8 protein-coding genes are annotated in these 18,269 nt (G+C 72.1%); 1 reads left to right on the forward strand and 7 read right to left on the reverse strand.

Annotated features, from left to right (window positions below):
- From AC08OV_RS16925 to AC08OV_RS16945, 5 genes are all read right to left on the reverse strand, one after another.
- A partial coding sequence (locus tag AC08OV_RS16925) for a hypothetical protein (protein WP_476619923.1) occupies positions 1-272 on the reverse strand: 272 nt, incomplete at its 3' end.
- On the reverse strand, positions 269-3,337 hold the full coding sequence (locus tag AC08OV_RS16930; RefSeq protein WP_476616025.1) for a helicase-related protein: 3,069 nt from the start codon (positions 3,335-3,337) through the stop codon (positions 269-271). The genes AC08OV_RS16925 and AC08OV_RS16930, both read right to left, overlap by 4 nt.
- A complete protein-coding gene (locus AC08OV_RS16935; RefSeq protein ID WP_476619924.1) occupies positions 3,337-8,823 on the reverse strand; it encodes a DEAD/DEAH box helicase in 5,487 nt (1,828 codons plus the stop codon). Before AC08OV_RS16935 ends, AC08OV_RS16930 begins: the two co-directional genes overlap by 1 nt.
- Before the next feature lie 377 nt (positions 8,824-9,200).
- Positions 9,201-10,538 (reverse strand): ATP-dependent 6-phosphofructokinase, encoded by a 1,338-nt coding sequence (locus tag AC08OV_RS16940; RefSeq protein WP_476614754.1) that lies wholly within the window; start codon positions 10,536-10,538, stop codon positions 9,201-9,203.
- A 513-nt stretch (positions 10,539-11,051) separates the two neighbouring features.
- Positions 11,052-11,492: a hypothetical protein gene (locus tag AC08OV_RS16945; protein ID WP_476614755.1), complete on the reverse strand. Its 441-nt coding sequence runs from the start codon at positions 11,490-11,492 to the stop codon at positions 11,052-11,054.
- 381 nt (positions 11,493-11,873) lie between these two features.
- On the opposite strand from AC08OV_RS16945, the gene AC08OV_RS16950 reads away from it, so the two are divergent.
- A complete protein-coding gene (locus tag AC08OV_RS16950; protein ID WP_476619925.1) occupies positions 11,874-16,718 on the forward strand; it encodes an AAA domain-containing protein in 4,845 nt (1,614 codons plus the stop codon).
- A 1-nt stretch (position 16,719) separates the two neighbouring features.
- Here the strand turns inward: AC08OV_RS16950 and AC08OV_RS16955 are convergent, their stop codons facing one another.
- Positions 16,720-17,985: a hypothetical protein gene (locus AC08OV_RS16955; protein ID WP_476615454.1), complete on the reverse strand. Its 1,266-nt coding sequence runs from the start codon at positions 17,983-17,985 to the stop codon at positions 16,720-16,722.
- A gap of 94 nt (positions 17,986-18,079) precedes the next feature.
- A partial coding sequence (locus AC08OV_RS16960) for a hypothetical protein (RefSeq protein WP_476619926.1) occupies positions 18,080-18,269 on the reverse strand: 190 nt, incomplete at its 5' end.

Genomic DNA, 18,269 nt, shown 5'->3' on the forward strand with positions numbered 1-18,269 from the left:
TTCCGCGCGAGGCTCGCCGCCCCACCCACGGTCGCCGACCGCTCCTCGGCGGCGAGCCTCGCGCGGAAGGTGCGGTACGCCCCGAGCAGGTACGCCCAGTGGCGGCTGGCCGCGTCGCCGAGCCGTTCCCCGGCCGCCAGGTGATAGTCCTCGACGCGCATGCCGGCGAGTTCCGGGTCGGCGTCCCTGACCCGCCGTACCAGGTCCCGGGTGAACAGGCTGCCTTCGAGGCTGACGGAGAGGAGCTCGACGTCCCCGATTCTCAGTGTCATGAGCCGGCCCCGGCCGGCAGGTAGACGTAGACCCCGAGGACGTCGGCCCGGTCGTGCGGGGTGACGGTGAGCCCGCGGCGGCGGCGCAGCCCGGCGACCTCCCGGGCCCGCAGGTGGGCCTCGCGCAGCGTCTCGGCGAGCCGCTCGCCCTGTGCGTCCAGCTCAGGCGCGACGTCGGCGAGCTCGGTGATGGCGCGTTCCGCCTGCCGGCGAACGAACTCGGGCAGGGCGTTCTCCGGGTCGACGGCGAACAGCCGGTCGATGTCGGGCGGCGTCAGCCACTCGCGGTTCTCCCCGCGGCCACGGTAGCCGACCAGGCGCGCGTCCTCGGCCACGGTGTCGACGGTCTTCGCCGCGCCGGGCAGCGTCAGATGGAACCGGTAACGCACGAGGAGTACCACCGTGCGCGTGGCCACCGCGGAGGTGCGGAACACCCCGCAGCGCGCCCCCGGCGGGCGCCGCACCGCACCACCCGCCGGGTCCGCGGGAGCGCCCGCCGGGTCCGCCCGGTCCGCGGGAGCGCCCGCCCCCGCGGGCCCGAGATCATCCACCGGGGCGATCACCCCGGTCCGGTCGTCCAGCGCCTCCTCCAGCACCGCGCGGGCGAGCCCCGTGACCGCCGGGTCGGTCCGCACCAGGGCCCGGTGGCCGGGCGGAACCGGCAGGTCGTCGTGCAGAACCAGCCGGCCCGCGCCGCCCGGCGACACGCGCAGGGCATCGGTGTAGAGGGGGTCCAGCCCGGTCACGTCGGCGACGAGACCGTCCGAGGTCTCCGTCGGAACCACCTTCACGCCCAGCTCGTCGAGGGTGTTCAGGACGAACCGGCGGACGTCGGCCTGGCTGCCGAGGGCTTCCCGCACGTCGTCCAGTACGCCCTGCACCTCGTCCAGGTCGACTCCGCTGTGGGCGTACTTCGTCAGCGTCCGGGACTCCCGCTTGGCGGCGCTGTGCCACTCGTCGGTCACCTCGTCGTCGGTCCGGACGACGTCGAGATCGAGGGTGAGCTGCTCGCCGTCCTTGCGGCGCAGGACCAGCCCTTCAAGCATGGCGATGAGCAGGCTCTCGGCGTTGTCGGGAACCGGGACCGTCACCCCGGTGTCGCGGGCGATCCGGCGGTGCTTGCGCAGCAGGACGTCCAGCACGAGACCGTCGATGCCGTTGTCCGCGCCGTACAGGGTGACCGCGCGGACGTACGACTTCCGCTGGCCGAACCGGTCGACCCGGCCCTCGCGCTGCTCATGACGGGTCGGATTCCAGGCCAGATCGTAATGGATCACCGCCTGGAAGCTCTCCTGGAGGTTGATGCCCTCGGACAGACAGTCGGTAGCGACGAGAATGTGCCGGCCCGGGGTGGCGGTGAGCCTCTCGATGCGGGCGGCCCGCGCCGCGTGGGGCAGCTCGCCGGTGACGGTCTCGACCGTCGCCTTCTTCCCGAACGTCGCCGTGAGATGCCTGCCGATGTATTCCGCCGTCGGGAGGTAGCGGCAGAACACGATCGGGTCGTACCCGTCGGCCTGCAGACCCTTGATCTCTTTGATCAACGTCGTCAGCTTGGCGTCGTGTTCCTTCCCCGCCAGCTCCAGCTCCTTGGCCCGACCGGCCAGCCTCGCGAGCGCCGCCCGCGCCCCGGCGGAGAGGGTGTCGTCGAGCGCACCGGGGGCGACGTCCAGCCCGTCGATCGCCTCGGCCTCGATCAGGTCGTAGGTGCCGGGGCGGCCCAGCGCGTCCGCCTCGGCCGCCGATCCGGCGGCGGCGGTGACCGACCGCGCGGTGAAGGTCGCCGCCGCCGCGGCCGGCGAGGACGCCACCGATCGCAGCAGGGCCAGTGCCGACCACCACCGCACCCGGCGGGTCCGCTCCCCGTCGGGATTCGTGACCGTCTCCCGGGCGAAGGCGAGCACCTCGTCGTGGAACCCGGAGTAGGCCGCGCTCATCCGGTACCCCACGTCGCGGTACTGGCGATCCTCCGGGAAGGGGGTGTCCTGCCCTTGATAGCGGCGGATATCGCGGCGGCGGCGCTGCACGAAGTGCCGGGCGAGCTCCTCCCGGCCACGCACGGTGTCCAGATCGAGCAGCGCGAGCCGCGGGCTGAGCAGGCTCAGCAGATCCCGGAACGCATCCTGCTTACCGGAGTGGGGCGTGGCGGTGACCAGCAGGAGGTGGCGGGGGCGGCCCTGTTTCGTGGGACGGTCGGCGATGCCGCGCAGCAAGTCGTAGCGCTTCTGCCCGGCGCTGCTGGACGCGCTGCCGGCCGCGCTGCCGGCCGCCGGGACGCAGGTGTGCGCCTCGTCGACGATCACCAGGTCCGGGCAGGACCGCGCGAACAGCGTCCGGCGCTCATCCGTCTTGATGAAGTCCGTCGAGACGATCGTGAACGGGAAGTGTTCGAAGATGGATACTCCGCCCGCCCGGCGCTCCAGGCCGGCGACCGTGGACGTCAGGACCAGCTCGGCCTCGATGGCGAACTTGTCGGCCAGCTCCGCCCGCCACTGTTCGGCGAGCGCGGGTGGGCAGAGCACCGTCAGCCCGGTGGCGTCCCCCTGCACCAACAGCTCCTTGGCGATGAGAGCCGCCTCCACCGTCTTGCCGATCCCGACGTCGTCGCCGATGAGCAGGCGGACCGGGTCCTGGCGCAGCGCGAGGAGCAGCGGGACGAGCTGGTACTGCCGGGGGGTGACCGCGACGGCGGCGAGCGAGCGCAGCGGGCCGGCGCTCGCGGTGAAGCCGAGCCGCAACGCGGTGGCCAGGATGGAGATGGAACGGTGGTCGCCGGCCGCCGCCGGATCCGGCGGCGGGAAACCCACGGACGTCGCCTCGTCCCGGAACAGCCCGGTGACGTACTCCTCGTCCCCACCGAGCGGCCGCACGACGAGGAAATTCGGGTCGTCGCCGGGCAGGACCACCCATTCGCGCCCGCGGGCCTTCACCAGCGACCCCGGCTCGAAGTCGCGGGTCGGTGTGGCGCCGGTCGGTGTGGCCCCGGCCGGTGTGGCGCCGGTCGGTGTGGCGCCGGTCGGTGTGGCTCCGGTCGGTGTGGGGTGGCGCGGCGTCGAAACGGCCGCCATCAGCCGCGCCGCCCGCGGCCGAACACGTTCGGGTAGTGCGCCACGATCTTCCCCCACTCCGCGTCATACCGGAACCGGACGACCAGCCACCCCAGGTCGGCCAGCCGGTCCTCGGCGTCGGCGTCCCGCGCGGCCGCGTCGGCGGCGTCATGGTGCGGACCGTCGACGAACACGGCCACCGCCCCCGACGGCAGCCGGTAGACGAAGTCCGGCCGCGCCGCCGCGTCCGATACAAGCATTTGCGTCGCGTCAGGTAACCGATAACCCTCTTCGCGGAGGAATGTTACAAGTTGCCGCTCCAACCCCGACCCCGCCCGCTCGCGCAACGCCTCGGCGTGCCCCTCCGCGCCGCCCGCGTGGCCGTGCCGTGGCTCGGTACGAGCCGCCATCAGGGCACGAAGGATCTCGACCGCGGCATGTCGATCGATGACGGTATGGTCGGACTGATTGCCATAGGAGAGCAGGCAGTCGTAGCAGCCCCGTTCGCAGCGCTCCCGGGCGCCCGGCGCCCGGTCGGTGTCCTCCCCGGTCTTCGGATCGAAATGGACGATGCGCAGCGCCTCCTCCGCCACCGCCGCCAGCGCCTCCGGCTCGTCATGCAGGCGGCGCAGCACGCCCGCGCCGCCCTCCGCGCTCTCGACGAAGAGCATCCGGCCCCGGCCGTCCGGGTCGGGCAGCCGCTGGGACTCCAGCTCCGCGTCCTCGAGCTGGAACAGCGCCTCGATGCCGCGTTCGAGCGCGTACCGCACCGAGGTCGCCACCTCGTCGGAGACCGGCCGGGCGAGCCGGACGACGGCGATGTTGCGCCGGTCCTCCACGTACGGGATGATTTTGCGGGCCCGCGGGTCGTCGGCGAACTCGTCGAGACCGGACTCCTCCTCCGTGAGATCCCCGGCCCGGAGCTCGCCGGCCCGTCTCTCATTCAGCCACCGGCCGTTGACGGTGTCGAGCCAGTAGCCGACGTCGTTCTTGTCCGCCCGCCGCCGCAGGCCCTGGTTGATGATCCGGATCGTCGCGGTATCGCCGTAGACGAACTCGGCGAGGTCCTCCCCATCCGGGCCGCGCACGTCCGCGGCGAGCCGTCCCGGCCGGACCCCGTGCCGGCTGAACCGGAAGGTGGTGAGCAGGTCGAAACCGGCCCGGCGGCGCTCCTCCTCGTCGGAGGAGATCCGTCGGCGATGGGTGGTGGTCACCGTCTGCAGGTGCATGAGCCCGGCCCGGCCGCCGCCCAGCACCGTGCCACACTCCTCGCACCGGTTCACGGCCGCGTCGCGATGATGCCAGTAGCCGCAGGACTCGCACAGCCGTGCCTCGATCGTCGCCACCGATCCGGGGACGCCGTGCTCCGAGCCGGGGACCTGGACGCTGGTGACCTGGTACCGCCCACCCTCGTGATAGATCAGCGCGCCCGGGCCGAACTCACCGACCGCGATGAACCGGGGCCGTTGGATGTAGGACCCGTCGCCCCGCCGGCTGCCGGGAATGTAGGCGGCCAACGGCAGCCGGGGGAAGGAATAACCCGGTAGGAAACCCTCGGAGGCGAAGTAGCGGTAGGAGTAGAAATCACTGAAGAGCTGCTGGTCGGGGGAGTCGTTGGTGAGCAGGTGCAGGCGCTGCTCGGCCTCGTACCGACGTCGGCGCGCGGCCGCCCGCGCCTTCGACTGGGTGGACCGGTCGAGCACCCGGCGGTTCTGCTCCCGCTGGTCGACGATCGCCTGCCGGTACATCGCCCGCCACCGGTCGCACGCTCCGTCGAACGCGAGGAACGCCCCGTTCACGACGTCGGGTATCCACCGGTCGTACCACCAGGGGCTGTTCTTCATCTCCTCGGCGAGCACCGCCTCGGCCCGCCGCACCGTGCGGGCCCGCACGGCGGGGTCGTCCAGGTGAGCGGCGAGATCCTCCCGGATCGGCAGTGGCAGCTCGCCGCGTGGGCCCTCGGCGGTATCGAGGACGTCGGTGAGCCCGCGGTGCAGGCTCGCGCCGCTCTCGGCGAGCCAGATGGCATGCACGTGCGAACGGACCAGATCCTCGTTCGCGAGGTCGAGCCGGGGCAGGGTCACGCGACCGGCGACCATCAGCTTCGACCGGCGGAAGTAGTACTGGTCGTGCGCGCTGCCGGTGGAACAGTAGGTCGTCACGAGCGCCGGCTGGCCGCTGCGCCCGGCCCGGCCCGAACGCTGCGCGTAGTTGGCCGGGGTCGGGGGGACGTTGCGCATCATGACGGCGTTGAGGTCCGCGATGTCGACGCCGAGCTCCATCGTCGGCGAGCAGTAGAGCAGGGGCAGCCCGCCCTCGGCCGGGTCGCCCCCGCGGCGGAACGCCTCCTCCCGGTCCTGCCGCTGCTGGGCCCGGACCTGGGCGGTGTGCTCGCGGGCGACGATGCCGGCGAGCTCCGCGGCGGCGTGCGAGTACAGATCGCGGAAGAACGGGTTGACCCGTGCGCCGACGGTGTCGTCGACCACGCGGCGCAGCGGGTCCTCCGCGCCACGTCGACCGCCCCCGGCCCGCCAGATGAGCGCCGACGCCTTCACCCGGTAGCCCGCCGGGCCCCGTTGAGCCCGCGCGTAAGCCCGCGCGCCGCCGCGGGCCGGCCCGGTGACCATCACCTGCCCGATCAGGCCATGGCGCTCCAGCACCGTGAACAGGTCGTGGATCACGGCCTCGGCGTCGTCCGTCCGGATCCGGCCACGGTGGCGCGGGAACTCGTGCGGTCGGCGCAGGTAGCGGCCGAACGCACCACGACCGGTGACGTGTATGGCGTCCCGCGTGCCTCCCCGGCCGCCCGGGAACGGGTAGGCGGTGCGTTCGAGCACCCGCGGCTCGTCCCCCGACACCGCCCAGACCCCGCGGAGCAGATGGTCGGCTGTCTGGACGATGCGCTCGTGGCCAGGCTGGGTGAGGGCGTCGACGTCGACGGCGAGCGCCCGGCGCATCTCGTCCAGCAGGATGCGGGCGAGCAGCGCCCGGTGCTCGGGATCGTCGTCGCGCAGCAGGGCATGGGTTGTCGCCCACGACGCCTGGTGCTGGGCGATCTCGTCCAGGTCCACGTAGTCGAAGGTGATGAGGCCGGTCTGCTCGAGGTTCGGCATGGTCACCCGCCAACCTCGTTCGAGGTCGGCGTAGACGCGGTACCCGATCGCCGCCCGCAGCGCCCGCAGCACGTTGTCGCGCTGGCTGAACACCGGCTCCTCGATCGCGGAGAACGACCGCATCGGCAGGTCCAGCGCATCGGTGACACGCTCGGCAACCGAGTCGAACCGCAGGCCGGCGGGGCCCGCCGCGCGCGCGGCCCGGTACAGCGCGCCGCGTAGCTGGGTGACCTGCACGAAGTCGTTGAGATGCCCGGCCTGCAGGCTCGCGTCCTGGCGGTTATCGACGAAGGTGAGCAGCTTCTTGGCCCGGGAGTCCAACGCCTTCTGGCGCCGCAGGTTACGCACGATGCTGGTGCTGACCAACGACACGGCCGAGCTGCGGCCCTCGGCGGCGAACGAGGCCAGCTTGGCGAAGTCCTGGGCCCGCAGCTGCTCGTACGAGACCCGGCAGCGCAGGCAGAACCGGAACGGCGCCGGGATGAACCAGGCCGTCATCGGCTCGGACGCCGCGGAACCAGACGCCGCGGAACCGGACGCCGCGGAACCGGACGCCACGGAACCAGACGCCACCGAACCGGACGCCACCGAACCGGACACGTCACGAAGGAACACGGCGCGCTCGCCGTCCGTCTCGACCTCGCTGCCGTCCGCCGTCACCCGGACCCGGCGCGGCACCTGATCGGCGAGTCTTGGCAGGACGAACGAGTGCCCGTGCTCGTCGGCGTCGAACCAGGTGTCCGGAAAACGCCCTTCGGCAATGGGATCGGCAGGCCAGGGATGATCCTCGCTCACATAGAGATAGCCGAGATCGGCTTCACTTTCAACCGCGACCGACTCCCGGCGGGCGGTATAGCGGCGAGGGGTGTCCCTGCTGCGCGCGACGACGAGATATTCCTGACCACATTCACGACAGAAGGCCAGCGGCAGCAGTACCTTGTCCCGCGATCCGGGCACACTCACCTGGTATTGACTGGTAATATACCGGACCATCGTCGGTTCCAGACTGACGTGGACCGTGTCCCCCTTGGAGAGGAACTGGTGCAGGCGAAAGGCGAACAACGGTCTGCCGTGCTCCGGATGACGCACCGCCGCGCCCTCGACGAGCATGGCCTGAATGGCGCCGGCACAGGTTTCCACCGGGAGATCCGTCCGCTCGGCGAGCTTCTCGGCGGCAGCGGCCAGGGTCGTCGGGTCCTCCCGCACCAGCCGGTCTCCGGGACCGAGAGCCAGACCGAAGGTGTCCTCGACCCAGATCGCCAGCGGATCGCCCGCGAGCCGCGCAAAGGGCTGGGGCCGCCCCCCGCTCGGCGGTGGCGCGCCGGTTGGGTCGAGCGGTACCTGCTCACCGACCCGCACCGGCGGCCCGGCATCGATGGGCTCGGCATCCATGGGCTCGGCATCCATGGGCTCGGCATCGATGACCCGGGCCCGCAACTCCACGTCACTGACCGGTCGCCACGCCGTCGCGCGTTCGAGCGTCTCACCGATGACCCGGTCGGGCCGAACCTCCGTGCCGAACAACCGACCCGCCACGACGGCGACCTCGCGGCGCATCTCCTCGAAGGACGCCTTTCTCGACATGGTGGCCGAGGTACCGACACACTGCATGTCCGGTGCTTCGCACGCGTCCCGTACCCGTCGGGTGAGCAGTGCGACGTCAGCACCCTGACGGCCGCGGTAGGTATGTAGTTCGTCGAGGACGAGGAAACGAAGGCCGGCGGCTGCCCCGATCAGAGCCTGGCGCTCGTGCGGCCGGGTGAGGATATACTCGAGCATCACGTAGTTCGTCAGCAGTATGTCGGGGCGCCGATCCAGGATCCGCTGCCGGGACTCGGCCGATTCCTGCCCGGTGTACCGGTTGAAGGTGACCGACCGGCCATCCACGGGTAGTCCCCATTCGAGATACTTCTGCAACTCGTGGAGCTGGCTGTTCGCCAGCGCGTTCATGGGGTAGACCACGATCGCCGAGATGTGGTTCGGGCGGGGGTCACGGAGGACGGAATCCACGACCGGAACAATGTAGGAAAGGCTTTTACCGGATCCCGTGCCGGTGGTGAGCACATAGCTGCCGCCGTCCCGGGCCGTCTCGATGGCTTCCCGTTGGTGCCGATACAGCGTCAGCGACCGCCTGCCGGGATCGTCGGCATCCCTCTTGACCCGGAAGAATCTGCCGCAGTCGGGGTGCAGCAGACCCGTGCCGACCAGTTCGTCGACCGTGCCGCCGGAGGCGAACGCAGGGTTGAGCGAGATCCACGGGTCAGGCCAGCGGACCTTCGCCGCCCGCTCCTGCTCGAGATAATCTCTGATCTTCTCGTCGCGAACCTCGACGAGGGAGTCGGTGAAGGCCGCATAGTCCTCGATCAGGCTCCGATGAGTCTCGAAGACCTCCACGTACTCCCTGCCCTCCTACCCGCCAGGTCCGAACAGTGTCCGGCCAGCACATCCAGGTCGGGCGCGGCGGGCCGGGTGCGTCTGTCGTCGTACCCTACGGTGATCGGCGCCCACCGTCCGGCATGACGGACCGGCTTCTGCTTCTGGTGGATCCGCCGCCTGGCCTGACCCGGCCTGGACCGGCCTGACCCGGCCTGGACCGGCCCGGCCTGACCACGGCACACCGTGGGCTGTTCCGGTGGGTGTCTGTCCAGAGGCCCCGGGCCCGATTCGTCCTTGTGGACACGCACGGCCACACCGGGAACCTTGCCTGTCCAGAGGCTTCGACGTCCCTTTTATCCCTCTGGAAAGGCAAGAGAGGGGGGCTGGCTACTCGGCTATTCGAAGCGGGGCGGCTGGCCGGTCGCCTCGAGGACGGACATCCACAGATCGCCGGCCGGGTCGACCTGGTTGCGCTGGCTGATCGCGAGCGGGATCGGGATGTGGATGAACCGCCGCCGCCAGCGGCCGACGACCATCTCCGTGCGGCCGGACATCGCGGCATGCACGGCCGCGTGGGCGAGCCGGATCGTGTAGACGCTGTCGTACGGGTTCGCCGGCACGCTGCGGATCACATAGCTGGGGTCGATGTACTTCAGGTTGAGCTCGATACCCTCGGCGTCGAAGTACTCCTTGATCTGGCGGGAGAGCTCCGGGCCGATGTCGTGCAGCTTGCGGTTCCCGGACGCGTCGGTGCTCTCCGGCTGGCCGACGACGAGCTCCTGGCCGGCACCCTCGGCGACGACGACGACGGCGTGGCCGCGCTCGGCCACCCGGCGACGCACGTAGTTCAGCAGGCCGCCGTCGCCCTCCAGCTTGAACGGCAGCTCCGGGATGAGCACCACGTCCGCGTTACTCTTCGCCAGCGTCGCGTAGCAGGCGATGAATCCCGAGTGGCGGCCCATGAGCCGGACCACGCCGAGCCCGCCGGGCGCGGACGTCGCCTCGGCGTGCGCGACCCGGATGGACTCCGCGGCCTTGCCGAAGGCCGTCTGGAAGCCGAAGCTCTGGTCGATGTAGGGGATGTCATTGTCGATCGTTTTCGGGATGCCGACCACGGCGATCTTCTCCCCGCGCGTCTCGGCCTCCCGGGCGATCTGCCCGGCCCCGCGCAGGGTCCCGTCACCACCGATGACAAACAGGATGTTGATGTTCATCCGGGAGAGGCAGTCGACGATCTCGGCGGGATCCTGCTGACCGCGGGAACTGCCGAGGATCGTCCCGCCGTCGTCGTCGATGTTGGCGACGCTCTCCGGGGTGAGATCGACGACGTCGTGGCCGTAGCGGGCGATGAAGCCCTGGTACCCGTTACGGAACCCGAAGATCCGCCGAACCCGGTAGTGCGAGGTCAGCTCCAGCACCAGACCGCGGATCACGTTGTTCAACCCGGGGCAGAGCCCACCACAGGTGACGATGCCCACCCGGGTCTTCGACGGGTCAAAGTAGATCTTCCGGCGCGGCCCGGCCGGCTCGAATCCGGGCAGGTCGTCGAGCGCGACACCACGCGAGGAGATCATCAGGGCAGTGTCGTCGTAGAGGACCTTGTCCGACTCATCGATATAGTGCTGCGTCGTCGGCCGCTCCCCCAGCAGCGGCAGGAGCGGGGAATCAATCCGGCAGACCCCCAGGGTCTTGACCGCCAGATCGGCATTATCCACCAGTATTGGTGCACCCACCGTTACCCGGCCCTCACGTCTCGATCGGCACTACATCAGTCTCGGTGACTTCGCTTCATACTTACCTGGACCAGAGGAGCACGGACGCCCCCGATCATCCCAGGTCTCTCCACACCGAGAGTACCGACCCAAACCACCCACCACGGCCCCGTCGACCGGATAACCCGCAACCTGCGGACGGAAACAATGGCTTCATAGGCGCGAAACCGGCGTAACAACCTGCCAACCCCGTCCCGACTTGTCCGAGGCGGACACCTCCGGGCGATGCGAGCAGGCCGTCCGAGCCGGATAACCCAAACTAGACCAGACCGTACCCGGGTCCGGACCCGGATACGGACCCGGATCCGGAGGCCCCGCGACGTTGGCGGCCGCGACGGCCGGGAGACGGTCAGCTTATGCAGTGACCACCATCGCGCGGCGGCCGAATTTGGGGGAGCCAGTCACGGTCCAGGGACCGCAAACCGTGCTCAGGTCCCCCAGATTCGCCGGCCGGCAGCCGGCAGGTCACCGCGCTCAGGACAGCCCGGCCCGGTGCGCGCGTCGCCAGAAGGCACCCCCACCGAGCAACAGCGCCGCCAGTACGGCGAGGACGCTGATCTGCCCACCGGTATAGGAAAGCGAGTTCCCGCGGGGATCCGTCCCGGTCCTGTCCGGGGCGGGGGGCCGGGACGCACCCGTGCCGGCGGACGCTCTGGAGTCCCCATCACCACCACGGCCCTGGTCCCCATCACCGCCACCGCTGCCGCTGCCGTGGTCGCCGCCGCCGCTGCCGTGGTCGCCGCCGCCGTCGAGAGCCCGGAGCGAGACCTGGTCCGGCACCTCGTCGATGGAACGCGAGCTTTCCGCCACGGAACGCGACGGGCCATCCGCGGGGCGCGAAGCCGCGACCGGAACCGCGGTCAGCACAACCAGCATGCTCGTGAGCACGGCGGCACCGCCGGAACGCAATCCCATGGTGGTTCTCCCCCAGCAACCCGACTCGGCGCAGCCCGACCAGACGACGTCGGACCAGACGACGTCGGACGGTACCGATAGTCACTATGCGTGTCCAGAAGACGACAGGATCGACACGCCGACGGTTCGCCGCCCCACGTGCGTCCCTGGTAGCGGATCAGGCGTCGGCCTCGTCCGGCGTGGGTGTGGCCACGGGCGGAAACGCGCCGCCCGTCCCGGGCAGCCTCCTCGGGCAGCCTCCTCGGGCAGCGGTCCGGGCGGGACAAGCCGGAAGCCGGCGATTGTGTCGGAGACAGGTCGTAAGGTCGATCAGGCGGAGGCACGGACGGCCGATGGCGTCGCGCCGCCGCGCCCTGACCCAGCCCCCGGCCGAGGAGCCCGATGTCCGCCCGTGATCAGGTCCGTGGCCGGTCGCTTCGGCTCTTGGACTACCTGGCCGCGCTCGCCGCCGAACGGCGCGGTGCCCCCCGTCGCCAGCTCGCCGAGTACGTCCCCGCTCCGCTCCTTCCGGCTGACGTCCCGTCCCATCCGGGGATCCGGTTCGGCCCGACAACGCAGCGGGAGAGCTGGCTGGAGGTCGCCCGGCTGCCCCAGCCGGCCGCGCCGAGCTGGCCACCCCCGCTCGACCGCTACCTGGCCGGGACGGTGGTGAGCCCGGACGCCCCACCTACCATCCCCGCCCATCTCCTGGACGCGGAGGCCGTCGAGCGGACCAGGGAACGCGAGCCTCCCGCTCCCGGCGTCCCGGGCGAGGAGCGGGACGCTCCGCCGGGCGCCGTCGCCCTGCTCGACGCCTGGGTGCGTCAGGTGTGGCGGCCGTGGGCGCCCGGGGCACGCGCCGCCCGCGACGCGCGCGCCCTCTACCAGCGCCTGTTCGACCTGCGCCTGCGGCTGCAGCGCGAGGCCGCGACCGTGGAGCTGGCCTGGGGGCAGTCGGTGCTGTGCTGGCGGGTCGGCGACGCGACGATCATCCATCCGCTGCTCGTCACCCGCATGGTGCTGACGGTCGATCCGGACTCCGGGGTCATCCGGCTGCATCCCGACGGTCCGGCGAGCCTGGAGACCGAGCCCCTGCACGGCCTCGGCCTCCCCGGTCTGGACGAGATATCGGCCCTGCGCGACCGGCTGCGGACGGCGCCGGCCGATCCGTGGGATGCCCCGGCCCGGGCCGAGCTGCACCGCCAGATCCTCGCCCCGCTCGGGCTGGACGCCCGCGCGACCACCGGTCCGGTGCCCCCGCCGGGGCCGAGTCCCGTCCTGGTCGACACCTGGGCGGTGTACGTGCGGCCGCGGCCGGCTCTGCAGGCGCAGTTCTACGCGGAGCTGCGGACCGCCCTCGCCGAACGGGACGTGCTCCCCGAGGCCATCGCCGCCGTGGTCGCCGACGACAGGCTCGTCGCCGCCGCGCTCGGCGCGGACGAGCGGGCCGACGGCGCCCACGCCGATCGAGGCCGTGGCCGGCGCGGTCACGACAACTCTCCCGCGGGGCTCGGTGAACGCCTGCTGATGCCGCTGCCGACGAACGCCGACCAGGAGCGGATCGCCCGGCAACTCGCGGGCGCCCGCGGGGTCACCGTGCAGGGGCCGCCCGGCACCGGCAAGAGCCACACCATCGCGAACATGATCTGCCACCTCGTGGCACACGGGCAGCGGGTGCTCGTCACCGCGCAGGACGAACAGGCCCTCACGGTGCTGCGCGACAAGATCCCGCGGGAGCTGCGCGACCTGACCGTCGCCGTGCTCGGGTCGAGCCGGGCCGACCTCGACGAACTGCGCGCCGCTGTCGTAGAGATCTCCGGGGCGGTCAGCGAGGTCGACCCGGCGCGGGAGACCGCGGCCGTGAAGGCCCTCGCCGAGGAGCTGGACGCCGCCCGCGCCACCGCCCGCACCCTCGAACTGCGGATGATCGACCTGCTGGCCAGCGAGGCGCGGGAGTTCGACCTGCCGCACGGGCGGGAACGCGCGCCGGAGGTGGCGAGCTGGCTGGCCGAGCGCGCGGACGAGTTCGGGTTCGTCCCCGACCGGCTCGACCCCACCCACGCGCTTCCGCTCGGCCCGGCCGAGCTCGCCGAGCTCTACCGGACCGCGCGCGAGATCACCCCCGCCGACGCCCGGGCCGCCGCGAGCAATCTGCCGGACGACCTGCCGGACGGCGCGTCGCTGCCGGGCGCGGTCACCCTCGGCCGGCTGCACGACGAACTCGACGAGATCCGCGCCGGGCTCGCCGACCTCGAACAGGCCGGCCTGTCCGTCGACGCGCTCGACGCTCTCGATGCCCTCGATGCCGACGGTGCCGACGGTGCCGACGGCGTCCGTGCCCTGGTCGAGGACACCCGGGCCGCCGCCGACCGGCTGCGCCGGCTGTCGGTCGGCTGGCTCGCCACCGCCCGGGCGCAGTGCGCGCCATCGGGTGAGCAGGCCGGGTTCTGGGCCGACCAGGCCACGGCCCTCGCCGCCGAGGTCGCCGAGCTGCGCCGCCTGACCACCCTCACCTTCGGCCGTTCCATCGAGCTGCCCACCGGTGACCCGCGGGTCCAGCTGAGGCTGCTCGCCGACCTGCGGGGCCGCTTCGCCGCCGGCCGGGGGATCCCCCGCCTCGGCGGGCGGGAACTGCGGGACCTGCACGACGCGGTGCGCGTTGACGGGCTGGTCGCACGCACGGTGGGCGATGTGGCAATCGTCGAGGCAGAGGTGCGCCGCCGTCAGACGCTGACCGCCGCCGCCACCCGTCAGGCCGCGATCGCCGCCGCCCTCGGCGGCGAGGCCGTCGAGCCCGCGGCACCCGACGTCCTCACCCGGCTCGACGCGGTCGCCGGCGGCCTCGCCGATGCCGTCGACTGGGAACGCCGGGCGGCGCCGGAGCTGTCCGCCCGGCTGCGCGCCGTCTTCCCTCCCGGCTTCGCCTCCGGCCATCGCGCCGGCTTCCCCAACGGCCATCCCACCGGCTTCCCCAACGGCCATCCCACCGGCCATCGCGTCACGACGGCGCCTTCCGACCCGGACACGCTTTCCCACCTCGCCGGCCTGCTTGCCGCGGCGACCGGCCGACGGCGCGAGAAGGAGATCGTCGGTGCGCTCGCCGTGGTGGAACGGGCGCTCACCGAGGGAGGCCGTGGCCCGCAGGCCGGCCGGGTGTGGGCCGGCCTGCACGAGGCGCTGGCCAGGCGGGACCTGGCGGCCTGGACGGCGCTGCTCGACGAAAGCGCCCGGCTGGCGGCGCTGCGCCCCGACGTGGAACGCCGGGACCGGCTGGCGGCCCGGCTGCGCGCGGTCGCGCCGCTGTGGACCGACGCCATCCTCACCGGGCAGGGTGACCCGTCGGGCTGCGGTGATCCGGTGCGGGCCGATGATCCGGTGCGGGCCGGCGATCCGGTGCGGGCCGGCGATCCGGTGCGGGCCGGCGAGGCGTGGCGCTGGCGCCAAGCCCAGACCTGGCTCGACGACCTGCACGCCGACGGCGACCTCACCACGCTCGGCCGTCAGCTCGCCGACGCCTCGCGGCACGTGCGCGCCCTGGTGCTGGAGACCACGCGTCGCTCCGCCCGGCTGGGCCTGGCGATCCGGCTCGGCGATTCCCAGCGCCGGGCGCTGACCGGCTGGGTGCAGGCACTCGACCGGATCGGGAAGGGCACCGGGAAGTACGCCCCGCGGTGGCGCGCCGAGGCCCGGGCCCACATGCGGGCGGCGATGGGCGCCGTACCGGTGTGGATCATGCCGACGCACCGGGTGATGGAGAACTTCGACCCGGGCGCCGACAACCTGTTCGACGTGGTCATCGTGGACGAGTCCAGCCAGTGCGACCTACTGGCCCTCGGCGTGCTGAGCCTGGGCCGCAAGGCCGTCGTCGTCGGCGACGACGCCCAGACGAGTCCGGAGGCCGTCGGCATCGAACGGGCCAAGGTGCATGCCCTGATCGACGCGCACCTGCCCGACGTCGCCCAGCGTTCGCTGCTCGACGTGGAGGCAAGTCTCTACGACACCGCGGCCCGGGTCTTCCCGCGCACCATCGTGCTCAAGGAACACTTCCGCTGCCTGCCCGACATCATCGGCTTCTCCAACCGCTTCTACGACCAGCAGATCCTGCCGTTGCGGGAGGATCCGGAGCTCGCCATCGGCGCGCCGCTGCGACCGGTCCGGGTCCCCGGGGGCGCCCGGTCGCAGACCCGCTTCGGCGACGCGAACCCGGCGGAGGCGCAAGCCCTTGTCGAGCGGGTCCTCGCCTGCTGCGCCGACCCGGCCTACGAGGGGATGAGCATGGGCGTGGTCACCCTGCTCGGCGCTGGCCAGCCCCGCCTCATCGAACACACCCTGGTCGACCGGCTTGGGGAGCGCGAGTTCTCCCGCCGCGACCTGCGGGTCGGCGACCCGTACCAGTTCCAGGGCGACGAACGGGACGTCATCTTCATCTCCGTCGTCGCGGACGACAACCGCTCGGCCGCCACCCGCCGCCGTGACCAGCAACGGGTCAACGTGGCCGCGAGCCGCGCCCGCAACCAGATGTGGGTGTTCCACAGCGTCGACCCGGCCACGCTGCGCGACGACGATGTGCGGCGCCAGCTGATCGAGTACATGTACGCCGGGCAGACCGGACGGCTCGACACGGATCTGGCCGATCGCTGCGAGAGCGAGTTCGAACGGGCCGTCCTGCGCGAGCTCCTCGCCCGCGGCTACCGGGTTCGCCCCCAGCATCCGGTCGGGCGCTACCGGATCGACCTGGTCGTCGAGGGGGTCTCCGACCTGGTCGTCGAGGGGGTCGCCGAGGGGGTCGCCGCCGCGCGAGCCACCGCCGAACAAGCCGTCACCGAAGGAGCCACCGCCAAGCGAGCCGCCGCCGCGGGAGCCGCCGCTGGGGATGTGGGGCGCCGCGGCCCCCGCCTCGCGGTCGAGTGCGACGGTGACCGTTTCCACGGGCCCGACCAGTGGGAGGCGGATCTGCGCCGCCAGCGGATCCTGGAACGGCTCGGCTGGACGTTCTTCCGGATCCGCGGCTCGGAGTTCTACCGGCATCCCCGGCCGACCCTGGACGCGCTGGTGCGGCGTCTCGACCAGCTCGGCATCCACCCGGCGCCAGTGCCAGTGCCAGTGCCAGGTGGCGAATTTGGGGGACCTGAGCACGGTCTGCGGTCCCTGGACCGTGCCTTGCTCCCCACAACTCGGCCACCACGGCCACCACGGCCACCACGGCCACCACGGCCACCGGCCGGCCCGCCGACGGAAGAGTCCTGATCTATCCGTTGGCGGCCCGGGGTTTGGGGCCGGTGGCGCGCATGTTCACCAGTCTGCCAAGCAGGTCGAACCAGAAGGGGGCGCCGGCGGTGAGCGCGAAGCAGGCGATCGCGATGCCGGCGATTTTCAGGAGCCAGCCCTCGACGGAGTCGGGAACCTCCCGTGGGTCGTCGCGGCCCGCGGAGTTGTGGACCCAACCGATCGGGAAGGCGAGCCCCGAGGCGTCGCGCACCGTCTTGATCACCTGTTCCGTGGCGTCCCCCACCGTGGGCTGGTCGGAGGTGAGGCGGGTGCCGGAGGCGGAATCCCCGGCGGAATCCCCGGCCGCCTCGCCGGATGAACCCACCTCGGCCTGGGCCGCGGTCACGGCCGCCTGCCGCACGGTGCCGTCCTGCCAGAGCGCCCGCGCGATCCCGATCGCGTCGAGGTTGAACAGGACGGACAGCAGGACCGCGTAGCCGAGCAGGAAGACGGCGATGCGCCGCTTGTACCACCCGGACAGGCGGTCCATCGCGTCGTCGTACCACCGGGCCAGCTCGAGGACGACCTTCTCGCGGTCCCCGCCGGCCTGGACTATCGCCGTGGTCATCGCGGTCTTCACCGGGGAGGGGGGCATCGCGGCGAGCCCGTCCTCCACCGTTCCCACGGCTCCGGCCTTGGTGGCGGCGACGAGCGCAGCGGCCACGACCCGCCCGGTGGGGTGATCCACGGGCATCGCGTCGTACAGGGCCTGGGCGGACCTCTCCTCGAGGGCATGCCGGGCACCGTCGTAGGCCCGCCGGTACGCGGCCCTGGCCTCGTCGGAGACGTGGTCGGGCAGGGTGTCCGGGCGGAGCTGGGACAGCATGGCCCGGGCGGGCGGGTCGACCCGGTCCAGCAGCGCCTGAGCGAAGGCGGTGGACGGCAGGTAGGACGGCAACCGCAATGTGTGCGCGCGGCGCACCGAGCCCCAGGTCCCGGAAACCGGCGGATGGTCGGCCATGGCCGGCAGGGAGGTGTCGCGGCCGGTGGCGCGCATGGCCAGAAGCGGCCCGTCCAACAGTTCGGCGACGAGGTCCGTCCGATCCGCGGGCGGGTCCGCCCCCGGATCGGACGGTTCGGCGGGCCGGTCACCGCCGAGCAGCCGTCGCAGCTCGGCCTCCAGCTGGCGCCCCCGGTAGCGGAACAGAGCGAGCACGGCCTCGTTGATCCGGGAGACGGCGAGGCTGAACGCGGCAAAGAGCAGCGCGAGCCCGATCAGGACATCAAGAGCGGATGAGTCCGGCATAACCCCCCGATTCCGAGCCCCTCGGGGCACCCGCGCCACCGCTTTCACGGCCGAGGAGTACGCACCGGGACTGTCCTGGGCAGACCGCGCATTTCTACACCTCGGCGCAGAACCGGCACTCAGTGGCATCATCGGACACCTGGTCGGAGCGGGCGAAGATGGGCACCAGACGACCGGGCTGCCCCGCTTCGAACAGCGGGCCATGCTGGCAGGACTGGCCGGCCGGAGGGAACTGAGCCCGTGTCCATTCAGGGGTGGGCGGGCGTGGCCCGCTGACCTTGGGG

It is taken from the genome of Frankia sp. CeTa3Moorea (genome assembly GCF_978021225.1).